This window comes from Sphingobacterium faecium, from assembly GCF_003054045.1.
GTDB lineage: Bacteria > Bacteroidota > Bacteroidia > Sphingobacteriales > Sphingobacteriaceae > Sphingobacterium > Sphingobacterium faecium.
Map to the genome: position 1 here is coordinate 1 of NZ_QBKH01000004.1, position 19,286 is coordinate 19,286.

At 37.5% G+C, this 19,286-nt stretch carries 16 protein-coding genes; 11 read left to right on the top strand and 5 right to left on the bottom strand.

Features of this window, described 5'->3' with window-relative positions:
- Positions 1 to 889 precede the first annotated feature (889 nt).
- From C8N37_RS11650 to C8N37_RS11660, 3 genes are read left to right on the top strand one after another with little or no spacing between them, the layout of a single operon-like run.
- Positions 890 to 2,068 (top strand): glycosyltransferase family 4 protein, encoded by a 1,179-nt coding sequence (locus C8N37_RS11650; RefSeq protein WP_108159085.1) that lies wholly within the window; start codon positions 890 to 892, stop codon positions 2,066 to 2,068.
- Complete coding sequence (locus C8N37_RS11655; protein ID WP_153194261.1) at positions 2,065 to 3,048, top strand: lysylphosphatidylglycerol synthase transmembrane domain-containing protein; 984 nt, start codon at positions 2,065 to 2,067, stop codon at positions 3,046 to 3,048. Before C8N37_RS11650 ends, C8N37_RS11655 begins: the two co-directional genes overlap by 4 nt.
- A gap of 1 nt (position 3,049) precedes the next feature.
- A complete protein-coding gene (locus C8N37_RS11660; protein WP_108159087.1) occupies positions 3,050 to 4,216 on the top strand; it encodes a glycosyltransferase family 4 protein in 1,167 nt (388 codons plus the stop codon).
- A 79-nt stretch (positions 4,217 to 4,295) separates the two neighbouring features.
- On the opposite strand, the gene C8N37_RS11665 is transcribed toward C8N37_RS11660, so the two are convergent.
- Complete coding sequence (locus C8N37_RS11665) at positions 4,296 to 5,459, bottom strand: acyl-CoA dehydrogenase family protein (RefSeq protein WP_108159088.1); 1,164 nt, start codon at positions 5,457 to 5,459, stop codon at positions 4,296 to 4,298.
- Positions 5,460 to 5,546: 87 nt separating this feature from the next.
- On the opposite strand from C8N37_RS11665, the gene amaB reads away from it, so the two are divergent.
- The 3 genes from amaB (at position 5,547) to C8N37_RS11680 (ending at position 8,722) form a co-directional block, all read left to right on the top strand.
- Positions 5,547 to 7,076: an L-piperidine-6-carboxylate dehydrogenase gene (amaB, locus tag C8N37_RS11670; RefSeq protein ID WP_108159089.1), complete on the top strand. Its 1,530-nt coding sequence runs from the start codon at positions 5,547 to 5,549 to the stop codon at positions 7,074 to 7,076.
- Between the two features lie 25 nt (positions 7,077 to 7,101).
- Positions 7,102 to 8,388, top strand: coding sequence for an L-lysine 6-transaminase (gene lat, locus C8N37_RS11675; protein WP_108159090.1), 1,287 nt, complete (start codon positions 7,102 to 7,104; stop codon positions 8,386 to 8,388).
- Between the two features lie 73 nt (positions 8,389 to 8,461).
- On the top strand, positions 8,462 to 8,722 hold the full coding sequence (locus C8N37_RS11680; protein WP_108159091.1) for a hypothetical protein: 261 nt from the start codon (positions 8,462 to 8,464) through the stop codon (positions 8,720 to 8,722).
- A 20-nt stretch (positions 8,723 to 8,742) separates the two neighbouring features.
- Here C8N37_RS11680 and C8N37_RS11685 read toward each other — a convergent pair whose 3' ends face one another.
- The 3 genes from C8N37_RS11685 to C8N37_RS11695 form a co-directional block, all read right to left on the bottom strand.
- The gene (locus tag C8N37_RS11685) at positions 8,743 to 9,732 is read right to left on the bottom strand and encodes a hypothetical protein (RefSeq protein WP_108159092.1); all 990 of its coding nucleotides are present in this window, start codon (positions 9,730 to 9,732) and stop codon (positions 8,743 to 8,745) included.
- Between the two features lie 90 nt (positions 9,733 to 9,822).
- The gene (locus C8N37_RS11690) at positions 9,823 to 11,934 is read right to left on the bottom strand and encodes a type IA DNA topoisomerase (protein WP_108159093.1); all 2,112 of its coding nucleotides are present in this window, start codon (positions 11,932 to 11,934) and stop codon (positions 9,823 to 9,825) included.
- An 83-nt stretch (positions 11,935 to 12,017) separates the two neighbouring features.
- Positions 12,018 to 13,382 (bottom strand): deoxyguanosinetriphosphate triphosphohydrolase, encoded by a 1,365-nt coding sequence (locus C8N37_RS11695; protein WP_108159094.1) that lies wholly within the window; start codon positions 13,380 to 13,382, stop codon positions 12,018 to 12,020.
- A 135-nt stretch (positions 13,383 to 13,517) separates the two neighbouring features.
- Here C8N37_RS11695 and C8N37_RS11700 point away from each other — a divergent pair, with 135 nt between their 5' ends.
- Positions 13,518 to 14,576: an aldose epimerase family protein gene (locus C8N37_RS11700; protein WP_108159095.1), complete on the top strand. Its 1,059-nt coding sequence runs from the start codon at positions 13,518 to 13,520 to the stop codon at positions 14,574 to 14,576.
- 78 nt (positions 14,577 to 14,654) lie between these two features.
- On the opposite strand, the gene argH is transcribed toward C8N37_RS11700, so the two are convergent.
- A complete protein-coding gene (gene argH / locus C8N37_RS11705; RefSeq protein WP_108159096.1) occupies positions 14,655 to 15,989 on the bottom strand; it encodes an argininosuccinate lyase in 1,335 nt (444 codons plus the stop codon).
- A gap of 510 nt (positions 15,990 to 16,499) precedes the next feature.
- On the opposite strand from argH, the gene rbfA reads away from it, so the two are divergent.
- Genes rbfA through C8N37_RS11725 form a run of 4 tightly spaced genes read left to right on the top strand, consistent with a single transcriptional unit; the run spans position 16,500 to position 19,282 of the window.
- Positions 16,500 to 16,871 carry a 30S ribosome-binding factor RbfA gene (gene rbfA / locus C8N37_RS11710; protein ID WP_045754929.1) on the top strand — a complete coding sequence of 124 codons (372 nt, stop codon included), beginning with the start codon at positions 16,500 to 16,502 and terminating at the stop codon, positions 16,869 to 16,871.
- Between the two features lie 30 nt (positions 16,872 to 16,901).
- The gene (gene aat, locus C8N37_RS11715) at positions 16,902 to 17,558 is read left to right on the top strand and encodes a leucyl/phenylalanyl-tRNA--protein transferase (RefSeq protein ID WP_108159466.1); all 657 of its coding nucleotides are present in this window, start codon (positions 16,902 to 16,904) and stop codon (positions 17,556 to 17,558) included.
- The gene (locus C8N37_RS11720) at positions 17,542 to 18,633 is read left to right on the top strand and encodes an aminotransferase class V-fold PLP-dependent enzyme (protein WP_108159097.1); all 1,092 of its coding nucleotides are present in this window, start codon (positions 17,542 to 17,544) and stop codon (positions 18,631 to 18,633) included. The genes aat and C8N37_RS11720 overlap by 17 nt, the downstream gene beginning before the upstream one ends.
- A 1-nt stretch (position 18,634) precedes the next feature.
- Positions 18,635 to 19,282, top strand: a complete 648-nt coding sequence (locus C8N37_RS11725; protein ID WP_108159098.1) for a hypothetical protein — start codon at positions 18,635 to 18,637, stop codon at positions 19,280 to 19,282.
- Positions 19,283 to 19,286: the final 4 nt, after the last annotated feature.

Sequence of the window (19,286 nt, forward strand, 5' to 3'; positions counted from 1 at the left end):
AAACCCTTCTTTTTTCAGTGCTTCCCCTTTCGGATCAGCCGTTCCTCCCTTGCGGAGTGGTGCAAAGATAGGAACTTTTATCCTTCACTTCCTAACCTTTTACGGAAATAGTTTACCGCGACACGGTAAAGAGCTAGAAATGTGACCGATAATTTATCCAGATGCCACCTTATGATCATGCAGGGTCGGATATGGATTACCTTTTGGTATGGATCACATGTTAATTTGTCTGGGATCATCTTTGTGCGGACACGCCCGTCACCTTGTCCATATATTAGATCATCTGACGAATACTGCGTTACCCTTTTATTATGTTACTGCTTTACTCCGTCTCTACATCACTGCGTCACTCGGTCACTGCGTTACTTTATTAATATATACCAGATCCTAGAGACAAATTCTGACCAACTACATACTAACTTAACTATTAAACGGGGAATATGCCAGATATTACTTAGGGTTTATAGAGAGTTAGTAGGGTTATACCCCTACTAACCCCCTATAAACCCCCTGTTATCCCCCTACTATACCTGTATTAAATACGAAGTTGGTCAGGATTTGGTATGCTTTTATAGTGGAACACTATACAGGTACATTGACTCTTATATAGCGTATCAAATTTTCATTGAAATATGATCGATATAAAAAACATACTATTAAACAACTCACACCTGGTTCTACAGGAATGAGGCCAGGGTGAATACAGCAAGATGCATCATCATATTGCTATTAAATGAAAAATAAGGATGGACAAAAATGAAATCGGTATGTAAATCAACATTCAACTGATCTTGTGATAATATCGGGATAATATAAAAACCATCATTTGTTCATCTAGGCTTATTCATAAGGAAACATAGAGCTCTTTACTTTGAATAAATAATTCACCATGATAAGAGTTGCTTTTTTTGCCGAAATCATGATTCCAGATTTTGATGGAGCTGCACGTACAATTTTTCAGCTTGTCGACCGCATCGATAAAAATAGATTTGAGTTTTTGTTTATTTATGGCACAGGACCAGATCAAATACAAGATTTTGAATGTATGAAAATACCGTCTTTAAGTATTCCCATACAGCAAAACTATACTATGGCTATTCCAGCTTTGGTAGACCAGCGTATTCGGAAAAGACTACAAGATTTCAATCCTGACATTATTCATATCGCCACACCTTCACTTTTAGGATTTTATGCACAGCGCTATGCTCTAAAAAACCAAAAACCGGTGATCAGTATTTACCACACACACTTCGTAAGCTATATTGATTATTATCTTAAACATTTTTCTTTCTTAGTCGGACCAACAAAGAAAAAGATTATTCAAACACAGAATAAATTCTATAATAACTGTGACAAGGTATATGTACCTACAACTAGTATTGTATCTGAACTCACAAAAATGGGTATCAACCCGACCTTGATGCAGATCTGGAAACGAGGAATTGACAACACCTTGTTTTCACCGAACAAAAAAGATGAAAATTGGATGGCAGAAATAACGGGAAACAATCATCCAACAATACTATTTGCCAGTCGTCTTGTATGGGAAAAGAACTTAAAAACACTGATCGACATCTACAGCTTATTAAAGCAACAATCTATTCCCTTAAATTTTATTGTTGCGGGTGATGGTTCGGCGATGGATGCATGTCGTCAAAGTATGCCCGATGCACTTTTTTTAGGTAAACTAAATCATAATGATCTCGCGAAGTTATATGCTTCCTCAACTTTATTTGTTTTTCCTTCTCATTCGGAAACTTACGGCAATGTTGTGATTGAGGCTATGGCATCGGCTCTTCCTTGTGTTATTGCAGATGGCGGTGGTTCTGCAGACCTCGTAACTGAAGGTGTTAACGGTTTTAAGTGTAAACCTAAAGATGCCGCGGCGTTTGTCAAACGCATTATACAATTATTAAGAGATAAACAACTTAGAAATGACATTGGAAATGCTGGATTGCAATTTAGTAAATCAATGGATTGGAATTCATTAGCAGCTGTATATTTTGAGGAACTCGAACAAATGTGTATGGATGCGGCAGATTCCATGATTAAATTTCAGGCAGGTTGATACGGATAAAAATTTTAAAATCAATACTTGTTCTGCTCCTTATTATTTCTTTATCTGTTTTCATTAGCCATATCGATCTGGGAGCAGTATTAAAGGAAGTTGCTCATATGGGTTGGAACCTGGTTTGGATTATCGTTATTACTGGTCTGGCTTATCTTTTTGGAACTGCTGGATGGCAAAACTGCTTTATTGAAAAACCAAAAAGATTATCTTTATGGCAGCTATTTTGTATTCGGCACATTGGTGAAACGATAGGCTTATTCAACCCAACCAGTATAATAGGTGGTGATTATATTAAAACCGTTCTCCTAAAACCTACGGGTACCTCTCCACAAGAGATTGTCAATTCTGTGCTCATATCCCGCTTTTTAGCCATTATAACACAATTTTCATTATTTGGTATTACCGGTTTTTGGTTCTTAACCAGCTCTTTTAATAAAAATATACCTGACCAAACGCTTGTGATCTTATGGATATTGGTCATCGCACTCTTTTCAATTCCTCTGATTATCTTTTTTCTACTCAAAAGGTCTAAAAAACTACAGGTTGCATCGGCATTATCATGGAAATTTTTTAGAAGGCTCAGTATACGCCTTCAGCTCGTGCTCAATGCGGTTTTGGTATTTCATCAAAGTCAACCGTATAAATGTTATCGGGCTTATCTTTATTTTTTTCTGCACTGGGTTGTTGGAGCTTTTGAGCTTTTCCTTATTCTATATTTTTCTGGCATTACGATTCCGATTGTACTGAGTCAATTTATGGACATGGGTATTGTGATTATCAAAAGTTTTGGTGCTTTTATTCCAGCTCAGATCGGTATTGAGGAATTTGGCAATAGGTTACTATTGACTAGTGCCGGTATTTATACGATTCAAGTATGGTTGATCATCGCTTTAATCAGGCGTTCACGACAAGTTTTTTGGATCATTTTTGGTTTTTTTGCTTATCTCGGACTTAAAAAAAGGTTGTCGACATCCTAATATGGAAATTCTCTTCATCAGTCACAAGTTTCCACCAGCTATCGGAGGTATGGAAAAACAGAGCTTTGAGCTCATTAATGGGATGAGCTCTCTCACTCAAGTTCATCAAATCGTTTATCAAGGGAATGAATCTATTCTGCGATTCTTTTTTCTACTGAATAAACGAATTTTAGCAGTCTTGGATAGACATCCGAACGTCCGACTTATACACTTTAATGATGGCTTAGTTGCGAGCTTGTCTTTACGGCACCGAGGGTATGATCACTTAAAAAAAGTTGTGACGATTCATGGCCTTGATGTAGTATTTCCTTTGAGGCATTTCCAGAAGAAAATTATTCCTGAGTTCAATCGTTTTGATAAAATTATTGCTGTCAGTCAAGCGACAAAACAAGCTGCTATTGATCGGGGAATTGACCCAAATAAAATTGATGTTATTGCAAATGGTGTGGACCATCATCTCGTTATGGATCCTCATGTTGCGATTGATGTTATTTTAAAGAAATATAAGATTGACAAGGATGGGAATAAATTGATCATTGCACTTGGAAGACCTGTAAAACGGAAAGGCATTTCTTGGTTTATAAAACATGTTCTTCCACAATTACCTGCAGACTATAAACTTATTTTAATCGGTCCTTTTACTATGACCGAAACATGGAAAGAGAAATTACTCTATGCCTTACCACAGCCTGTGCGCCATCTTGTATTTTTATTTCTGGGATTTCCATCAGACCAGAAGGTCATACGTCAATATTTAAGAAATCCTGATTATGAAGATCGATTACAGCACATCGGAAAAATTCCCCTTGTAGATGTACAGTCTTTGCTTTGTCATTCTGGACTTTTTATCATGCCTAATATCAAAGTTGATGGCGATATGGAAGGTTTTGGTTTAGTATGTCTGGAGGCAAGTATCTGCGGGGCGACCGTATTTGCTTCGGATCTTGAAGGTATCTCTGATGCTATTGTTCATCAGAAAAATGGATTTCTAATTCCTACAGAGAAGGCTGATCGCTGGATTTCGGAAATCAAAGATGCCCTTGATGATCCTTTGCTTCTACAGAATAGAAGCAAAGAATTTCAAGCGTATTCATTACAGCATTATAGCTGGGAGAAAATGTCTAAAGCTTATTTCTCTTTGTTTCAAGATATCATTCAATGTGGATAGATCATCTATTATGAGGTGACATCTTATCATCGCTCATTAGGCGTGGTATTACAATCTTAATCCTATTATTAAATCCAACTTAAAAAGCACTTAATCCCGTGATATCATTGCCTGTGATCAATAGGTGGATATCGTGTGTTCCTTCATAAGTAATGACAGATTCTAAATTCATCATGTGCCGCATCATCGGAAAATCACCGACAATCCCCATCGCTCCTAGTATCTGTCTTGATTCTCTAGCGATTTCTAATGCCATATGTACATTATTCCGTTTTGCCATCGAGATCTGTGCCGGCGTAGCTTTTCCTTCATTTTTCAGTACGCCCAAGCGCCATGCTAATAATTGGGCTTTTGTTATTTCTGTCAGAAATTCTGCCAGTTTTTTTTGTTGCAATTGATAAGAGGCTATTGGCTTGCCAAACTGTTCTCTTTCCAAAGCATATTTTACTGCTGTTTGATAACAATCAATTGCCGCTCCAATGACTCCCCATGAAATGCCGTACCGTGCCGAGTTTAAACAAGAAAATGGACCACGGAGTGAATTTACTTCAGGTAAAATATTTTCTGAAGGTATTTCTACGTTTTGAAAAATCAACTCGCCTGTCTTCGATGCACGTAGCGACCATTTATTAGCTGTTTCAGGAGTCGTGAATCCTTCCATATTGCGCTCGACGATACATCCTCTTATTTTATCCTGTTCGTCTCTTGCCCATACGATCGCGATATCACATATTGGGGCATTTGTAATCCACATCTTGGCGCCATTGAGGATATATTTTCCATCCTTTTTGAGCAATCGCGTTTCCATCGCTGCAGGGTCTGATCCGTGATTGGGCTCAGTCAAGCCGAAGCTACCAATGTATGTTCCGGTGGCTAGTTTTGGGAGATACTTTTGCTTTTGTGCTTCACTTCCAAATGTAAAGATGGGATACATGACTAAGGATGATTGTACAGATGCTGCCGATCGGATGGCTGAATCTCCTGCCTCCAATTCCTGCATGATGATTCCATAAGCTATCTGATCTAAACCTGCTCCACCGTATTGTTCTGGAATATATGGTCCTAATGCTCCAATGGCGCCAAGTTTCAACATCAAATTGGGAATATCATGATGATGTTGAGCCGCATCGTTTATGACTGGTTTTATTTCCGTGCTGACAAAATCGCGAATGGATTGGCGAATGAGCTTATTCTCTTCTGATAAGAGCTCATCTATATTGAAATAATCGCATGTTAAGTTCATACTAATCATAATTTAATATCTAAATATAGCTAATATTTCGAATATAATTCACTATATTTAAAATATTAACGAACAATATAAGCCAATATGATGATACAAGAATTAAAAGAATTGGGCATTCTTCCGACCAATTTGGGTTCGTCTACAGGACAAAATTGGTTTGCAACTGGAGAAGATATCACTTCCAACTCGCCTGTCGATGCGCAAGCAATTGCTACAGTGACTTGTTCTTCCCATGATGATTACAATCAAATATGTGCACAAGCACAGCAAGCATATGCAACTTGGCGATTAGTACCTGCTCCACAAAGAGGGGAAGTGATCCGGTTATTTGGCGAGAAATTGAGAGCGCTAAAGCCTGCTCTTGGTAAACTTGTTTCTTATGAAATGGGTAAATCCCTGCAAGAAGGTATGGGTGAGGTACAGGAAATGATTGACATCTGTGATTTTGCTGTTGGTTTATCGCGTCAGCTCTACGGTTCAACGATTCATTCGGAGCGCCCCTCTCATCGGATGTATGATCAATACCATCCTTTAGGGATTGTGGGTATAATTTCTGCTTTCAACTTCCCTGTGGCTGTTTGGGCATGGAATACGGCTCTAGCCTTAATTTGTGGAGATGTCGTGATTTGGAAACCCAGTGAAAAAACACCTTTATGTGCAATCGCGTGCCAACGGATTCTAGCGGATGTGCTCAAACATAAAGATTTACCAGAAGGTATTTCGAATTTAGTAATTGGTGATAAGGTCGTCGGAGAATGGATGGTCAATGATCGCCATATCCCCTTAATATCGGCTACTGGCTCTACGCGAATGGGTAAAATAGTTGCTCAACAGGTTGCTGGAAGGTTAGGAAAAACTATTTTAGAACTGGGCGGCAACAATGCCATTATCATTACGCCTGATGCGGATCTGAATATGACCACTATTGGAGCTGTGTTTGGTGCTGTTGGTACAGCAGGCCAGCGTTGTACTTCTACCCGTAGACTCATTATTCATGAACATGTCTATGAACAGGTGAAAGCTTCATTGGTAAAGGCCTACGCTCAACTTAAGATTGGGGATCCACTACTTCCCGAAAATCATGTCGGTCCACTGATTGATAAGATGGCGGTTGAACATTATTTAGATGCACTTTCGGAAATCGAGAAACAGGGCGGTAAACTTATTGTTGCAGGCGGAGTGTTAACAGGCAAAGGTTTTGAAAGTGGCTGTTATGTTAAACCTGCTATTGCAGAGGTCGAAAATCATTATGAAATCGTCCAAAAAGAAACTTTTGCTCCTATTCTTTATTTAATCAAATATAAAGGGGATGTTTTGGATGCTATCGCCATTCAAAATGATGTCAAACAAGGGCTATCCTCAGCCATTATGACCAACAATCTGCGAGAAGCTGAGCTGTTTTTAAGTGCGCAGGGTTCGGATTGCGGTATTGCGAATGTCAATATCGGAACTTCTGGAGCTGAGATTGGTGGTGCTTTTGGTGGTGAAAAAGACACTGGAGGTGGACGGGAGTCGGGTTCAGATGCTTGGAAAGCATATATGCGCAGACAGACCAACACCATTAATTATAGCACGGAGCTCCCCTTAGCACAAGGGATTACATTTAATCTTTAATATTGACTTTTTAATTGATAACAGTATGAGTACAGTTCACGAAATATTATCCAAACATTTACTAGCCGATGGCTTTCCAATTGTCATGGATATGGAAAAATCACACGGCTCTTATTTAGTTGATCAAAATGGAGATGAATATCTCGACTTATTTAGCATGTTTGCTTCAGTCGCCATTGGTTATAACCATCCTCATCTCTTAGCACAAAAGGAATTTTTAGGTAAAATGGCGATTAATAAACCTGCATTATCCGATATCTATCCTAAAGAGTTCGCTGATTTTATGGAAGTCTTCGAACGTGTGGCTATGCCCAAAGAATTACAGTATTGCTTTTTTATTGCTGGAGGAACTTTGGCTGTAGAAAACACGTTAAAAGCTGCATTTGATTGGAAAACAAGATTAAATTTGGCACAAGGTATCGAAAAGGAGGCTTCTCAGGTTATTCACTTTAAAGAAGCATTTCATGGCAGATCGGGTTATACCCTTTCGCTGACCAATACGAAAGACCCAAGAAAATACATGTATTTTCCAAAATTTAACTGGCCAAGAATTACCAATCCAAAATTGACATTTCCGGTTACGGAAACAGTATTACAAGGAGTCATTGAAAAAGAAAAAATGGCCATTCGAGAAATCAGAAATGCACTTGCTCAACATCCGAATGATATCGCCTGTATCATTATCGAACCAATTCAAGCGGAAGGTGGTGATAACCATTTTAGAAAAGAATTTTTTCAGTCCTTACGCGATATTTGTGATGAGCATGATATTCTATTGATTTTTGATGAAGTCCAAACAGGGATTGGTTTGACCGGTTCGATGTGGGCTTATCAGCATATTGGAGTTGTTCCAGATTTAGTTGCATTTGGCAAGAAAACTCAGGTCTGTGGATTACTTGCTAACAAGGACAAGTTTGATCGAGTAGAAAAACATGTTTTTCAAGAATCTTCGCGCATCAATTCAACATTTGGAGGGGACTTTACGGATATGATGCGTTTTAAACTGATATTAGAAGTCATAGAGCAGGAAAACTTAATTGAACTTATCACGCAGAAGGGAGCCTATTTTATGCAACAGCTCGAAACGTTAGCGATTCATCATCCGCAGATCAGTAATATTAGGGGACAAGGTTTATTTATTGCTTTCGATCTTGAAAATGAACAGGTAAGAGATCAATTTATTAAAGATGCATTTGCAGAAAAACTGATCTTATTGGGGTGTGGAAGGCTTTCTATTCGTTTTAGACCGCATCTCAATATCCTTATGGAGGAAATTGATGCAGCCATTGCGATTATGAATCGCATCTTATAACAGGTTCTTCTGTATAAAGCTTCGCCATATTCAATGAATCTCTTTACATTTGCGTTTCTTATCAATATAACATATGGATGCAGGTAGATTAGCTTTGGTTCAATTGGTGACTATTATTCATTTTGCTTTAATGGCCATTGCGTTATTCCGATTATTTAGACTCAAGGATGTAACTGGAGGATTTGTTATCTTATCCATATTGGGATTATGTGTTCCCATACTTGGCCCTTTTGGCCTGATCTTAATGGTCAATAAGAAGAAAAAAGAAGCAGATCTGGAAGAAGCTAAAAAAAGAAGCTTTCCAGTACAAAAAAAGAAAAAAGCCCGTAAATAATCTTTAAGGGCTTTTTCTTTTTATCCTAATGGGAGTTCAATTGCTTCACGTGGAACGAAATTTCCATTTTCATCCGTAATAAAGCTCATGGGTTCATCTGGGTTCTTAATGATTTCAAATAAAAGAAATCCCCAAGGTTTCCAAAAATTCTCTAATACTTGTCCATAAACCTTTACCTGCCAATGATCGAAGATTGGTTTCATCGACATATCGGCCAAGGGCATCGGTTCGACATAAATCATCTTTGGTGTATTCAAATAGGTATATTCGGGAAGGCGATTAAATAAATAAACAGAATAAAAATAGCGCGCTGCCAGTTCTTCAAATTGAATGGGATGCAATGTTTGATTATCGACCAATCTTAATACATCTTCGTGATAGATATTATTGGTCGCATTGTCTTGCAAACATGCCACGATTCCAAAATCCTTCATTCTCAACGAGAATATCAAGGTGTTGATTTCATCGCGATAATTGAAGGTCTCTGGCGGATTGTCGACTTTGCTGATGAAGATCGAAAATGGATATGTTCCTTCAAATTCCATGGGTTGCAATAGCGATTGCAACATGGCATGTAGGTTTTTGAATTTTTGAGCTAGAACTTGTGAAAAATTCATTTCCTCTCCCGTCAAGGTTTGTTGACGAATACCGGTTTGAATTTCATTGAAAACTACGCCGTACAATATTTTAGACATCCACTGAAATAAGGTGATTTGAGGTAATGCACGCACGGCATCGTAGCCTGCTGCAAAAGCACGCTCTACTTCAGATTCCATTTTTTCAATAGCTAATGCGGCATCTACTGAACAAGGAAGCTTTAAACTTTTATAAGTAACGATGGATTCGTCCAACATCTTAAAAGGTTTTTCCTCGAGATCAAAAGCACGCATCATCCATACGGGGAAAACCTGAATTTGTTCGTCTAAAGAGGAAAGCTCCTGCCCTGTCAAAAAACAGGTTTTATTATCAAACTTAAATGTTTTAAATGGATTGTATAGTGATGTTGACATATAGTGGACAAAGGTACAGGTTTTATAAAAAGTTAAGTCATCACAAAATAAAAATTCAAATTCTGAGAAAATGATTTGATATAAATTGACCTACTGTATTCCTACTTTGAAATTTTCAAAGATTAAGGTTCCTTCAACAGTATTTCCTTCTTTGGTCTTAATGCCTTTTAATGTTGATGTTTTACCTTTTTCAAGTAGATTTTTCATCTCCTTTTCTTCCAATAAAACACCATTTAACGTACGCCATATTTTAAAATCACAGCCTCTAGCATAATGGTCACATTGCGCGACTTTGTCAAATAATTGAATTTGTCCTGCTGCACATTTTGGACATTTTATCTTTCCTTTTTGCAGGGGCTTGATCTCTTCATGTGCGATAGAGATGCGCAGTTGGAGTAATTCTTTTGTGATGCGTTCGGTATAGTCTTTTATATGCTTCATAAAGACTTCGTATGAAACCTTATTAGCACGCATTTCTTCTAATTTCTGTTCCCATTTACCTGTTAAGGTTACTTTGGCAATGGAACGATCTTTGACCAAATTGTAAACGGTCAATCCCTTATCTGTGGGGATGAGTTTCTTTTTATCGCGTTTAATGTAGTCTCTTTGAAATAAGGTTTCGATTGTTGCTGCACGTGTAGCTGGTGTACCCAATCCACAATCTTTCATGGCTTGACGCATCTCATCGTCATCAATTTCTTTACCTGAAGTTTCCATTGCTTTTAGCAACGATGCTTCCGTATGTATGGGTTTTGCTTTGGTAAATCTTTCGGATAATTCCAGCGATAAGATTTCCAATAGCTCATTGGCTATCAATTTGGGCAATTGCGCGTTTTCATTATCTTGATCTTCGGTATTTTTATCTTCGTCCGGCAATTCAACCTGATCTGCGGAGAGTCTCCATCCGTACTGCTTGATTACGGTTCCTTTTGCAATCAATTCGACCCCTGCTGCGTTGATCACAACTGTGGTAATATCTTTTAAGCATACATCAGAAAAACTTTCAACCATACGCTTAGCGATCATATTGTAGATATTCCGCTGTTCTTGTAATAAAGCTCCTGGTTTTTCATCTGTTACCAAAAGGGCATGGTGATCGGTTACTTTCTTTTCATCTACGGATCTTTTATTCAACTTTGCTCCAATAAGATTTCGAGAAATGGTTGCTATACCTTCTTCTGCTGTATCGGCTAAATGCTGGAATAATTCTTCAATCTGTTCGAACACATCTTCTCCTATATAACGTGATCCAGTACGTGGATAAGTAATTACTTTTTTCTCATAAAGTGCCTGTGCTATATTCAAAGTTTGATCTGCAGAATATCCATACTTTTTATTGGCGTCCTGCTGTAAGGATGTTAAATCAAATAGTAACGGTGGTTGTTCTTTGGTTTCTTTTGCTTCAACTTTAGTTACTAAGGCTTCTGACCCAACTGTAATTTTAGCAATCGCTTCTTCTGCTAGCTCTTTTTTATCTATTTTTTCGGAAGTGGCTTTGAACTTGATATTCTCTTTTTCAAAGCCAGCTTGAATTTTATAAAATGTTTGAGGTTTAAAATCTTTATTTTCTAGATAGCGGGAACAGATCATGGCCAATGTCGGCGTCTGAACTCGACCTAGAGAAAGTAAGCCGCGATTTCCGGCAGCAAGCGTGATAGCCTGAGTGGCATTGATACCAATAAGCCAATCTGATTCTGAACGGGAACGCGCCGACATATACAAACTATCATATTCTGTTCCTTCCTTCAGATTTGCGAACCCTTCTTTAATTGCTTTATCCGTCTGCGAGGAAATCCATAAGCGCTTAAAGGGAACTGTTGCTCCGAGGTAATAGTAAATATTCCGGAAAATCAATTCTCCTTCTCGTCCAGCATCGGTTGCTACGATCACTTCTTCTGCTTTATCTAACAAATATTTAATGATATTCAGCTGTTTTAATGCACCGGCATCATCGATTTGCTTACCATCGCGTTTTAGCTTTTTAGATTCCAATTTAAATTCTGTTGGAATAATAGGTAGGTTAGCGATTGACCAATTATGAAATCCATAGGCTTGTGGTGTGCATAATTGCACCAGATGTCCAAAAGCATAGGTGAAAGCATAACCATTTCCTGAAATATAACCATCATTGGTTTCTTTTGCTCCCATAACTCGGGCCAAATCTCGTGCAACGGATGGTTTTTCGGCAATAACGACTTTCATATTTTATGTTTAGATAAAAAACAAGATTGCAAAAACAGATGTTTTTACAATCCTGCTATTTTTAATATTGTATTGTATTAAGCTTAGTCTATGGAAGGAATAATGATTCCTGTTATCTTACGATATAAATCTATCGCATAGACATCTGTCATTCCTGACACAAAATCCAAAACGGATCTAATTTTAGAATAAGAATCCTCTTGGTCTGTATAAAATTGATGAGGGATTAGTGCGACTAATTTTTCATCATAACTGTTTTTATTTTTTTTGAGATAAGCTGGAACAAATTCAGACAACAAAGCATTCATGACTTTATAACCTGCGACCTCAATCTGTACCACTGTAGGCGCATTGTAAATCTTCGCTACTGATATTTTATTAATCTTTTTAAGATGTGCTACAACTTCTGCATCTAAAGCATCCATCAAGGCACTAGGAAAAGTTCCTTTTAATAATTGATCTTGCTCATTATAAAATACTTCAACACATGCTCTGGTTAAAGTATTGATTGCTTTTGCTCTCAAAAGCGCTACTCGGCTAGCGGTGTCGTAAAGCGAATCCAAACGAGCTCTTAGATCTTCTCCTCCACAAAGGGGGAGTAATAAATCTTCGACCTCGGGATATGATAATATTTTCAAATGATGTGCATCTTCCAGATCAATGATATTATAACAAATATCATCTGCAGCCTCTACCAAATAGACTAAAGGATGGCGTAAGTAGCCTTTGGTATTGGTAGGATCTTCCAATAATCCTAACTCTGCTGCTATCGTTTCAAATGTTTCCCGTTCGGATGCAAAGTAGCCATATTTTTTACGATGATGATTTTTTTTAATGTGTCCATCAATCGCAGCGCATGGATATTTCACAATAGATGCTAATGAGGTATATGTTAAAGCGAATCCTTTATCATCTTTGCCATTAAAAGGATGGGTCAATATCCGCAATGCATTGGCATTACCTTCGAAGTGTGTCAAATCTGCCCACTCTTCTTTGGTTACTTGCTCTTGGTACTTACGACCGTCCCCCTCTGTAAAATAAGTTGAAATAGCCGCTTCTCCCGAGTGTCCAAATGCGGGGTTGCCCAAATCATGTGAGAGACATGCTGCAGAGACCATATTTCCGACTTCTTGAAGGTAGGGATAGTGTTCATCGATTTCAGGATTTGCATCTTTCATCTTGGTATAGAACAGACGCCCCAGAGATCGACCGACACTGGCTACTTCTAAACTATGGGTCAATCTATTGTGTACAAATACAGCACCTGGCAATGGAAACACTTGTGTTTTATTCTGCAATCTTCTAAAGGGGGAAGAAAAAATCAATCTATCGTAATCACGTTGAAATTCTGACCGTGCTATTAAATGACTATCGCTAACACGATGCTCATAACCCCAACGTTTTGCGGATAGTAATTGTTTCCAATTCATACTTGTATTTACAGACATATTGCAAATATACATTTTTTGATTTTCTAAGTGCTGTGGGTTTTTGCAAATTGATTTTTTATAAATAACAAGAATCGTTTTTTAAAAAGTTAATAATCTTTATCTTTAACAAGGAATCTAAAAAAAATCACCATCATGAGTCATTATCATTTGCCTTCAATCCATAATTTCACCAGTACTTTAGACGAAAAACACACACACCTTATTGTTTTGAAAAACACAAGGGGCATGCAGGTTGCTTTGAGCGATTATGGTGCTCGAATTGTCAGTATTCTTGTTCCTGACAACACAGGAAAACTCAGGGATGTTGCTTTGGGATTTAGCAATATAGGACTTTACTATCGAGCAGACGAACAGTTTCACGGCGTGACAGCTGGTCGATTTGCAAATCGGATCGCTCATGGAAAGTTTGAGTTAAATGGACACGTATATAACCTTCCTATTAATAATGGGATCAATTGCTTACATGGTGGCCCTAATGGATTTCACACCAAAATATGGGATCGTCGTGTGAGTTATGAAGCTCAGGCTGAATTTTACTTAGTTTCAAAAGACGGAGAAGAGGGCTTTCCTGGCAACCTGAACGTATCTGTGACGTATACCTTAACAAATGATAATGAAATCATCATAAAATATCGAGCAGACAGTGATCAGGATACGGTGATCAATCTCACGAATCATACTTATTTTAATTTAAATGGTGAAGGTTCGGGTGATATATTAAGCCATCAGTTAAAAATAAACGCTGATGCTTACCTTGCTGTAGATGAAAATCAAATTCCGATTGCGACTATTCCTGTTGAAGGAACACCATTCGATTTTAAAGAATTTAAATCAATTGCTCAGGATATCATCGCCGATGATGAACAACTGATTGGAGCGAAGGGTTATGATCATTGTTTTATCAACAATAACCCCATCTCTAGGGCTTGTGCAACTGCTTATTCACCGAAATCGGGTATCCGCTTAGATGTTTATACGACAGAACCGGGTGTACAATTGTATACCGGTAATTGGATGACTGGCAATGATATTGGAAAATCGGGAACAGCTTATCTTCCTTATGCCGGTTTTTGTTTGGAAACACAGCATTTTCCGGATAGTCCAAATCAACCTGAGTTCCCATCCACATTACTAAAAGCGGGATCAGAATTTACATCCGAGACACATTTCAAATTTTCTATTGAAAAATAACATTAATTGGTTAGAAAGTTAAATGGATAGAAAGTTAGATCACTTTTTAGCTTACTAACTTTCTAACCGACTAACTGTTTACGACTTCACCAACTGGCTTAGAGCATTTTCCACTTTTTCAAATCCAAATGCAGATTTTACTTCATCAAACATCCGCTGGATCTGGTCATTACCCAAGTTGCCGATACTTCCTTCGTGGGTATGGTTAACTTCTTTAGATGGTTGAAACTCGCCAGCATCAATAGCAATTCCAATATTTTTATAGGCTTCACGGAAAGGAACACCTTTGAGCACTTCATTATTGACAACTTCTACAGAGAATAAATAATCGTATTTAGGATCATCTAACACATCTTTTCTTACTGATATATGCTCAAGCATAAAAGTTGCTATTTCTAAGCAGTCGTTCAATGACTTGAATGCTGGAAAAAGATTCTCTTTGAGCAGTTGCAAATCACGATGATACCCTGATGGAAGATTTGTTGTCATCAATGCAATTTCATTGGGCAATGCCTGAATTTTATTACAACGAGAACGGATCAATTCGAAAACATCAGGATTCTTTTTATGAGGCATAATACTTGATCCTGTTGTCAAATGTGCAGGAAATGAGATAAAACCAAAATTTTGATTGATATATAGCGTTACATCCATCGCAAACTTTGCCAATGTTGCCGCGATAGAACTCATCGCTTGTGCTAAAATACGTTCGGTCTTCCCTCTCCCCATTTGCGCATAAACGACATTATAATTTAAGTCATCGAATCCTAAAAGGTTGGTAGTCATGGTCCGATTTAGTGGAAAAGAAGAACCATAGCCTGCTGCGGAACCTAATGGATTTTTATTGCACACCTTCCATGCTGCCTTCATCAATTCTAAATCATCTACTAAGCTTTCGGCATATGCTCCAAACCATAATCCAAATGAGGAAGGCATCGCAATCTGCAAATGGGTATATCCAGGAATAAGAACATCTTTATATTGCTCGCTTAGGGAGATCAATTGTTGAAAAAACACCTCTGTGTTGCCAACCATATTTTGAATTTCGGTTCTGAAATACAATTTTAAATCGACCAGTACTTGATCATTTCTAGAACGTCCTGAATGAATTTTCTTTCCTGCTTCTCCAATGCGTTGGGTCAACAGCATTTCTACTTGAGAATGGACATCTTCTACAGAATCTTCGATCTCAAATTTTCCAGCACTTATTTCTTGATAGATGTTTTTCAATTCTTTTTGTACAACAGCAAGATCTTCATCGGTCATCAGTGCGATACTATTTAACATACGAGTATGGGCCAAAGAACCTAAAACGTCTGCTGCTGCTAATTGTAAATCCATCACGCGATCATTACCTACAGTAAAAGATTCGACAAATGAATCAACATCTATATTTTTTTGCCAGATTTTCATTTTTTCAATACGCTATTTATGTGCATGACAAAAATACCATTTGAAAACAAATAAAACAATTGATCTTCAGATCATCGTATAGATGGCAATACTTGACGTCTATATTTGTGCATTCGATTTTCAGGATCAGTATATCAAAACGTGGAAATAAAAAATAATTTTATGTTAAATGTTTGTTAAAACTCAGCAAACAGCGATAGTGAGTAAGTAATTACTTTGTTTTTTGTTTATCCATTGTAGCAACAATTTAATTTTTATATGTTTGTATCATAAGGGAGAGTGAAAGATAAAAATATACGTTTTAAAGTTAGCAAACACTTACTTTTAAAACCGCACAAAAACCAAACTATGATAGACCATAAAAGTCTTTAAACTTTAAGAAATTTAACCTTAACTAATTATAAACCAAAATTATATAGGCATATCCATCCAAGGTATGCCTTTATTCTTTTTTATATTTATCTTTGTACCATAATAGTGTGAATTTTCACTAAACAAAAAACTAATACGATGGGAACAGAAAGTAAAAGACAACAACGTTTTGCTGGAGTATTGCAACAGGACTTGGCCGAATTACTCCAACGTGAAGGCAACAGTTGGGCTCCTGGTGCATTTATTACGGTAACACGTGTACGCGTAACACCAGACTTAGCTATAGCGCGAGTATATTTAAGTTTTTTCAATACCAAAACGGCTCCTGAAGATTTAAAAGCCATTCGCACTAAAACAACAGAGATTCGATACAAATTGGGTTCTAAAATTAAAAATCAGGTTCGTATCGTACCACAATTGGATTTCTTCTTGGATGACACCAATGAGTATGTAGAGCATATGGACAAAATATTTGATGAAATCAGCAAAGAAACAAGACAACCAGATTAAACAATCTGGTTTTTTTGTCTATTTTTAAAAATGGTTTTCAATTTAGATTTTGACAGTAGCCGTGTTAGCTTTCCTCATCCAGAACTAGCTGATGATGATGGATTGCTTGCGATTGGGGGAGACTTAAGTGTGGATCGCTTAATCTTGGCTTATAAAAATGGCATATTCCCTTGGTTTAGTGATGATAGTCCAATTATGTGGTATGCGCCACATGAACGATTTGTCATCTTCCCTGAAAACCTAAAGATCAGTAAGAGTATGCGTCAAACCTTGAGAAGTAATAAATTTAAGATTACTGTTGACCAAGCTTTTAAAGAGGTCATCGAGAATTGCGCTAAAATAAACCGCAAAAATCAAGATGGAACCTGGATCACAGCAGATATGATTCATGCCTATAGTGAACTGAATAAAGTCAATTATGCCCACTCTATAGAAGTCTGGTACAACAATGAATTAGTAGGTGGACTTTATGGCATCTATATCAATCAAGTTTTCTGTGGCGAAAGTATGTTTTCGACGGTATCTGATGCTTCAAAAGCAGCTCTTATTTATTTAATCACTCATTTTAAATTGAAATTTGTAGATTGTCAATTCCATACGCCGCATTTAGCTTCTATGGGAGGGACAAGCATTTCTCAACACGAATATTTGTCTATTTTAACCGAACAGCATGCAAGTAAATTATAAATCTTATTTTGATATTCCTGATGATGTGTGCTATTTAACAACACCAGGATCAGGTCTATTACCTACGGCATCCAAAAATTGGCGGAAAGAGCGAGATGCTGACTTTTTCGATACAACGACCGATTTACGTGAAAAACAGGGTGAATTTAATCAAGCTGTAAAAAAGAGCATTGGCGAGTTTTTTAACATTGCTCCTGATCATATTTATAACACATCAAACTTTTCCACAGGTTTTAATGCTTTACTGGGACGACTTCCTCAACAGGCAAAAGTGTTGTTGCTGGAAGGTGATTATCCTTCTGTCAACTTCTCTGTCATTTTGAGAGGCTTTCAATATGTTACTGCTCCAATTGACGAACAATTGGAGGACAATATTATTGAAGCGATAAAAAAGCATCAACCGACTGTATTTATCTTCAGTATCGTGCAATATATTTCAGGTATTAAGATCAACATTGAATTTATTAAACAGTTGAAAACTCAATTTCCTGAATTGCTTATTATTGGTGATGGCACGCAGTATTTCGGCACTGAAGTGTTTGACTTTTCTCAATCTGGATTTGATGTAGTGGGTGCTAGTGGTTATAAATGGCTACTAGGTGGATATGGTAATGGTTTTATTCTTGCTAATGACTACGCAAAACACATGCTTTTTCCGGAGCTATCAACAGAGAACATTGAAATCGACAGCATGTGGGTGGGTAAAAATATCGATCAGCTGTATTTTGAGCCTGGACATATCGATACACTTGCCCAGGGAACCTTACAAAAGGGATTGCAATTTCTTACTGAACTAGGCCTGGAAAATACAGCTTCCTATACGCATCGATTAGTACAGTTGGCGAAGGACGAGTTGAGCAAAAGAAGGATACTGAGCCAAACTGTTATCAACAGAGCTGAGACGAGCACCATCTTTAATTTACAGATCGATCAGGAACATTTCCATACGTTAATGGAACATAACATCAAATGTTTCCCACGCGGCAATGGCATAAGAATCGGTTTTCATCTCTACAACGATGAGTCTGATTTAGAAAAATTATTAAGAATTATTGACACTAAAATTTTAAAATAACATGGGTTTCAAAATAGGAGATTTAGTCCGATTTGTAGATGAACCAATTGAAGGTCATATTACATCCTTTCAGTCCAATGATCTCATAGGTGTAACAGATGATACGGGATTTGAAATACCTGTACTGGCAAGTAAATTGACATTAGTACATGGCAACATGCGTCGTGATGATGACGAGCTGGCTGAGCATGCAGAAGAAGTTCCATCAAAATTTATTGAAAAGGGAATCCTTTTGGCTATTTCTGGAGATCACAAAGATGGTTTAGCCAAATTGCACATCATTAATGAAACGTCATACGAACTGTTGGTGAGTATTACCGATACGAATATTAATAAAGCAAAAGGGATATTTGCCGAGAAGGTTAGCAAACATGATTCTGTCCAATTTTATTCTGGAAACTTTGCTACTGTTGGCAAATGGCCTACATTTCGTTTTCAAATCATCAGGCACAGCAATACGTTACAAGCGATACAGAATCCTATTGTCAAAGAACAACGGGTTCGCCCGGTTGATCTGACAAACCCCAAGGAGGTCAACAATATTCTGGGCGAAAAAGTATGGATCTACGAACTTGATAAAGAAGAGGAGGATTTAGGTCTAGATAAATTAAAATCTCATTTTATTTCGCATCGTCCGAATAAAAAATAAGCTT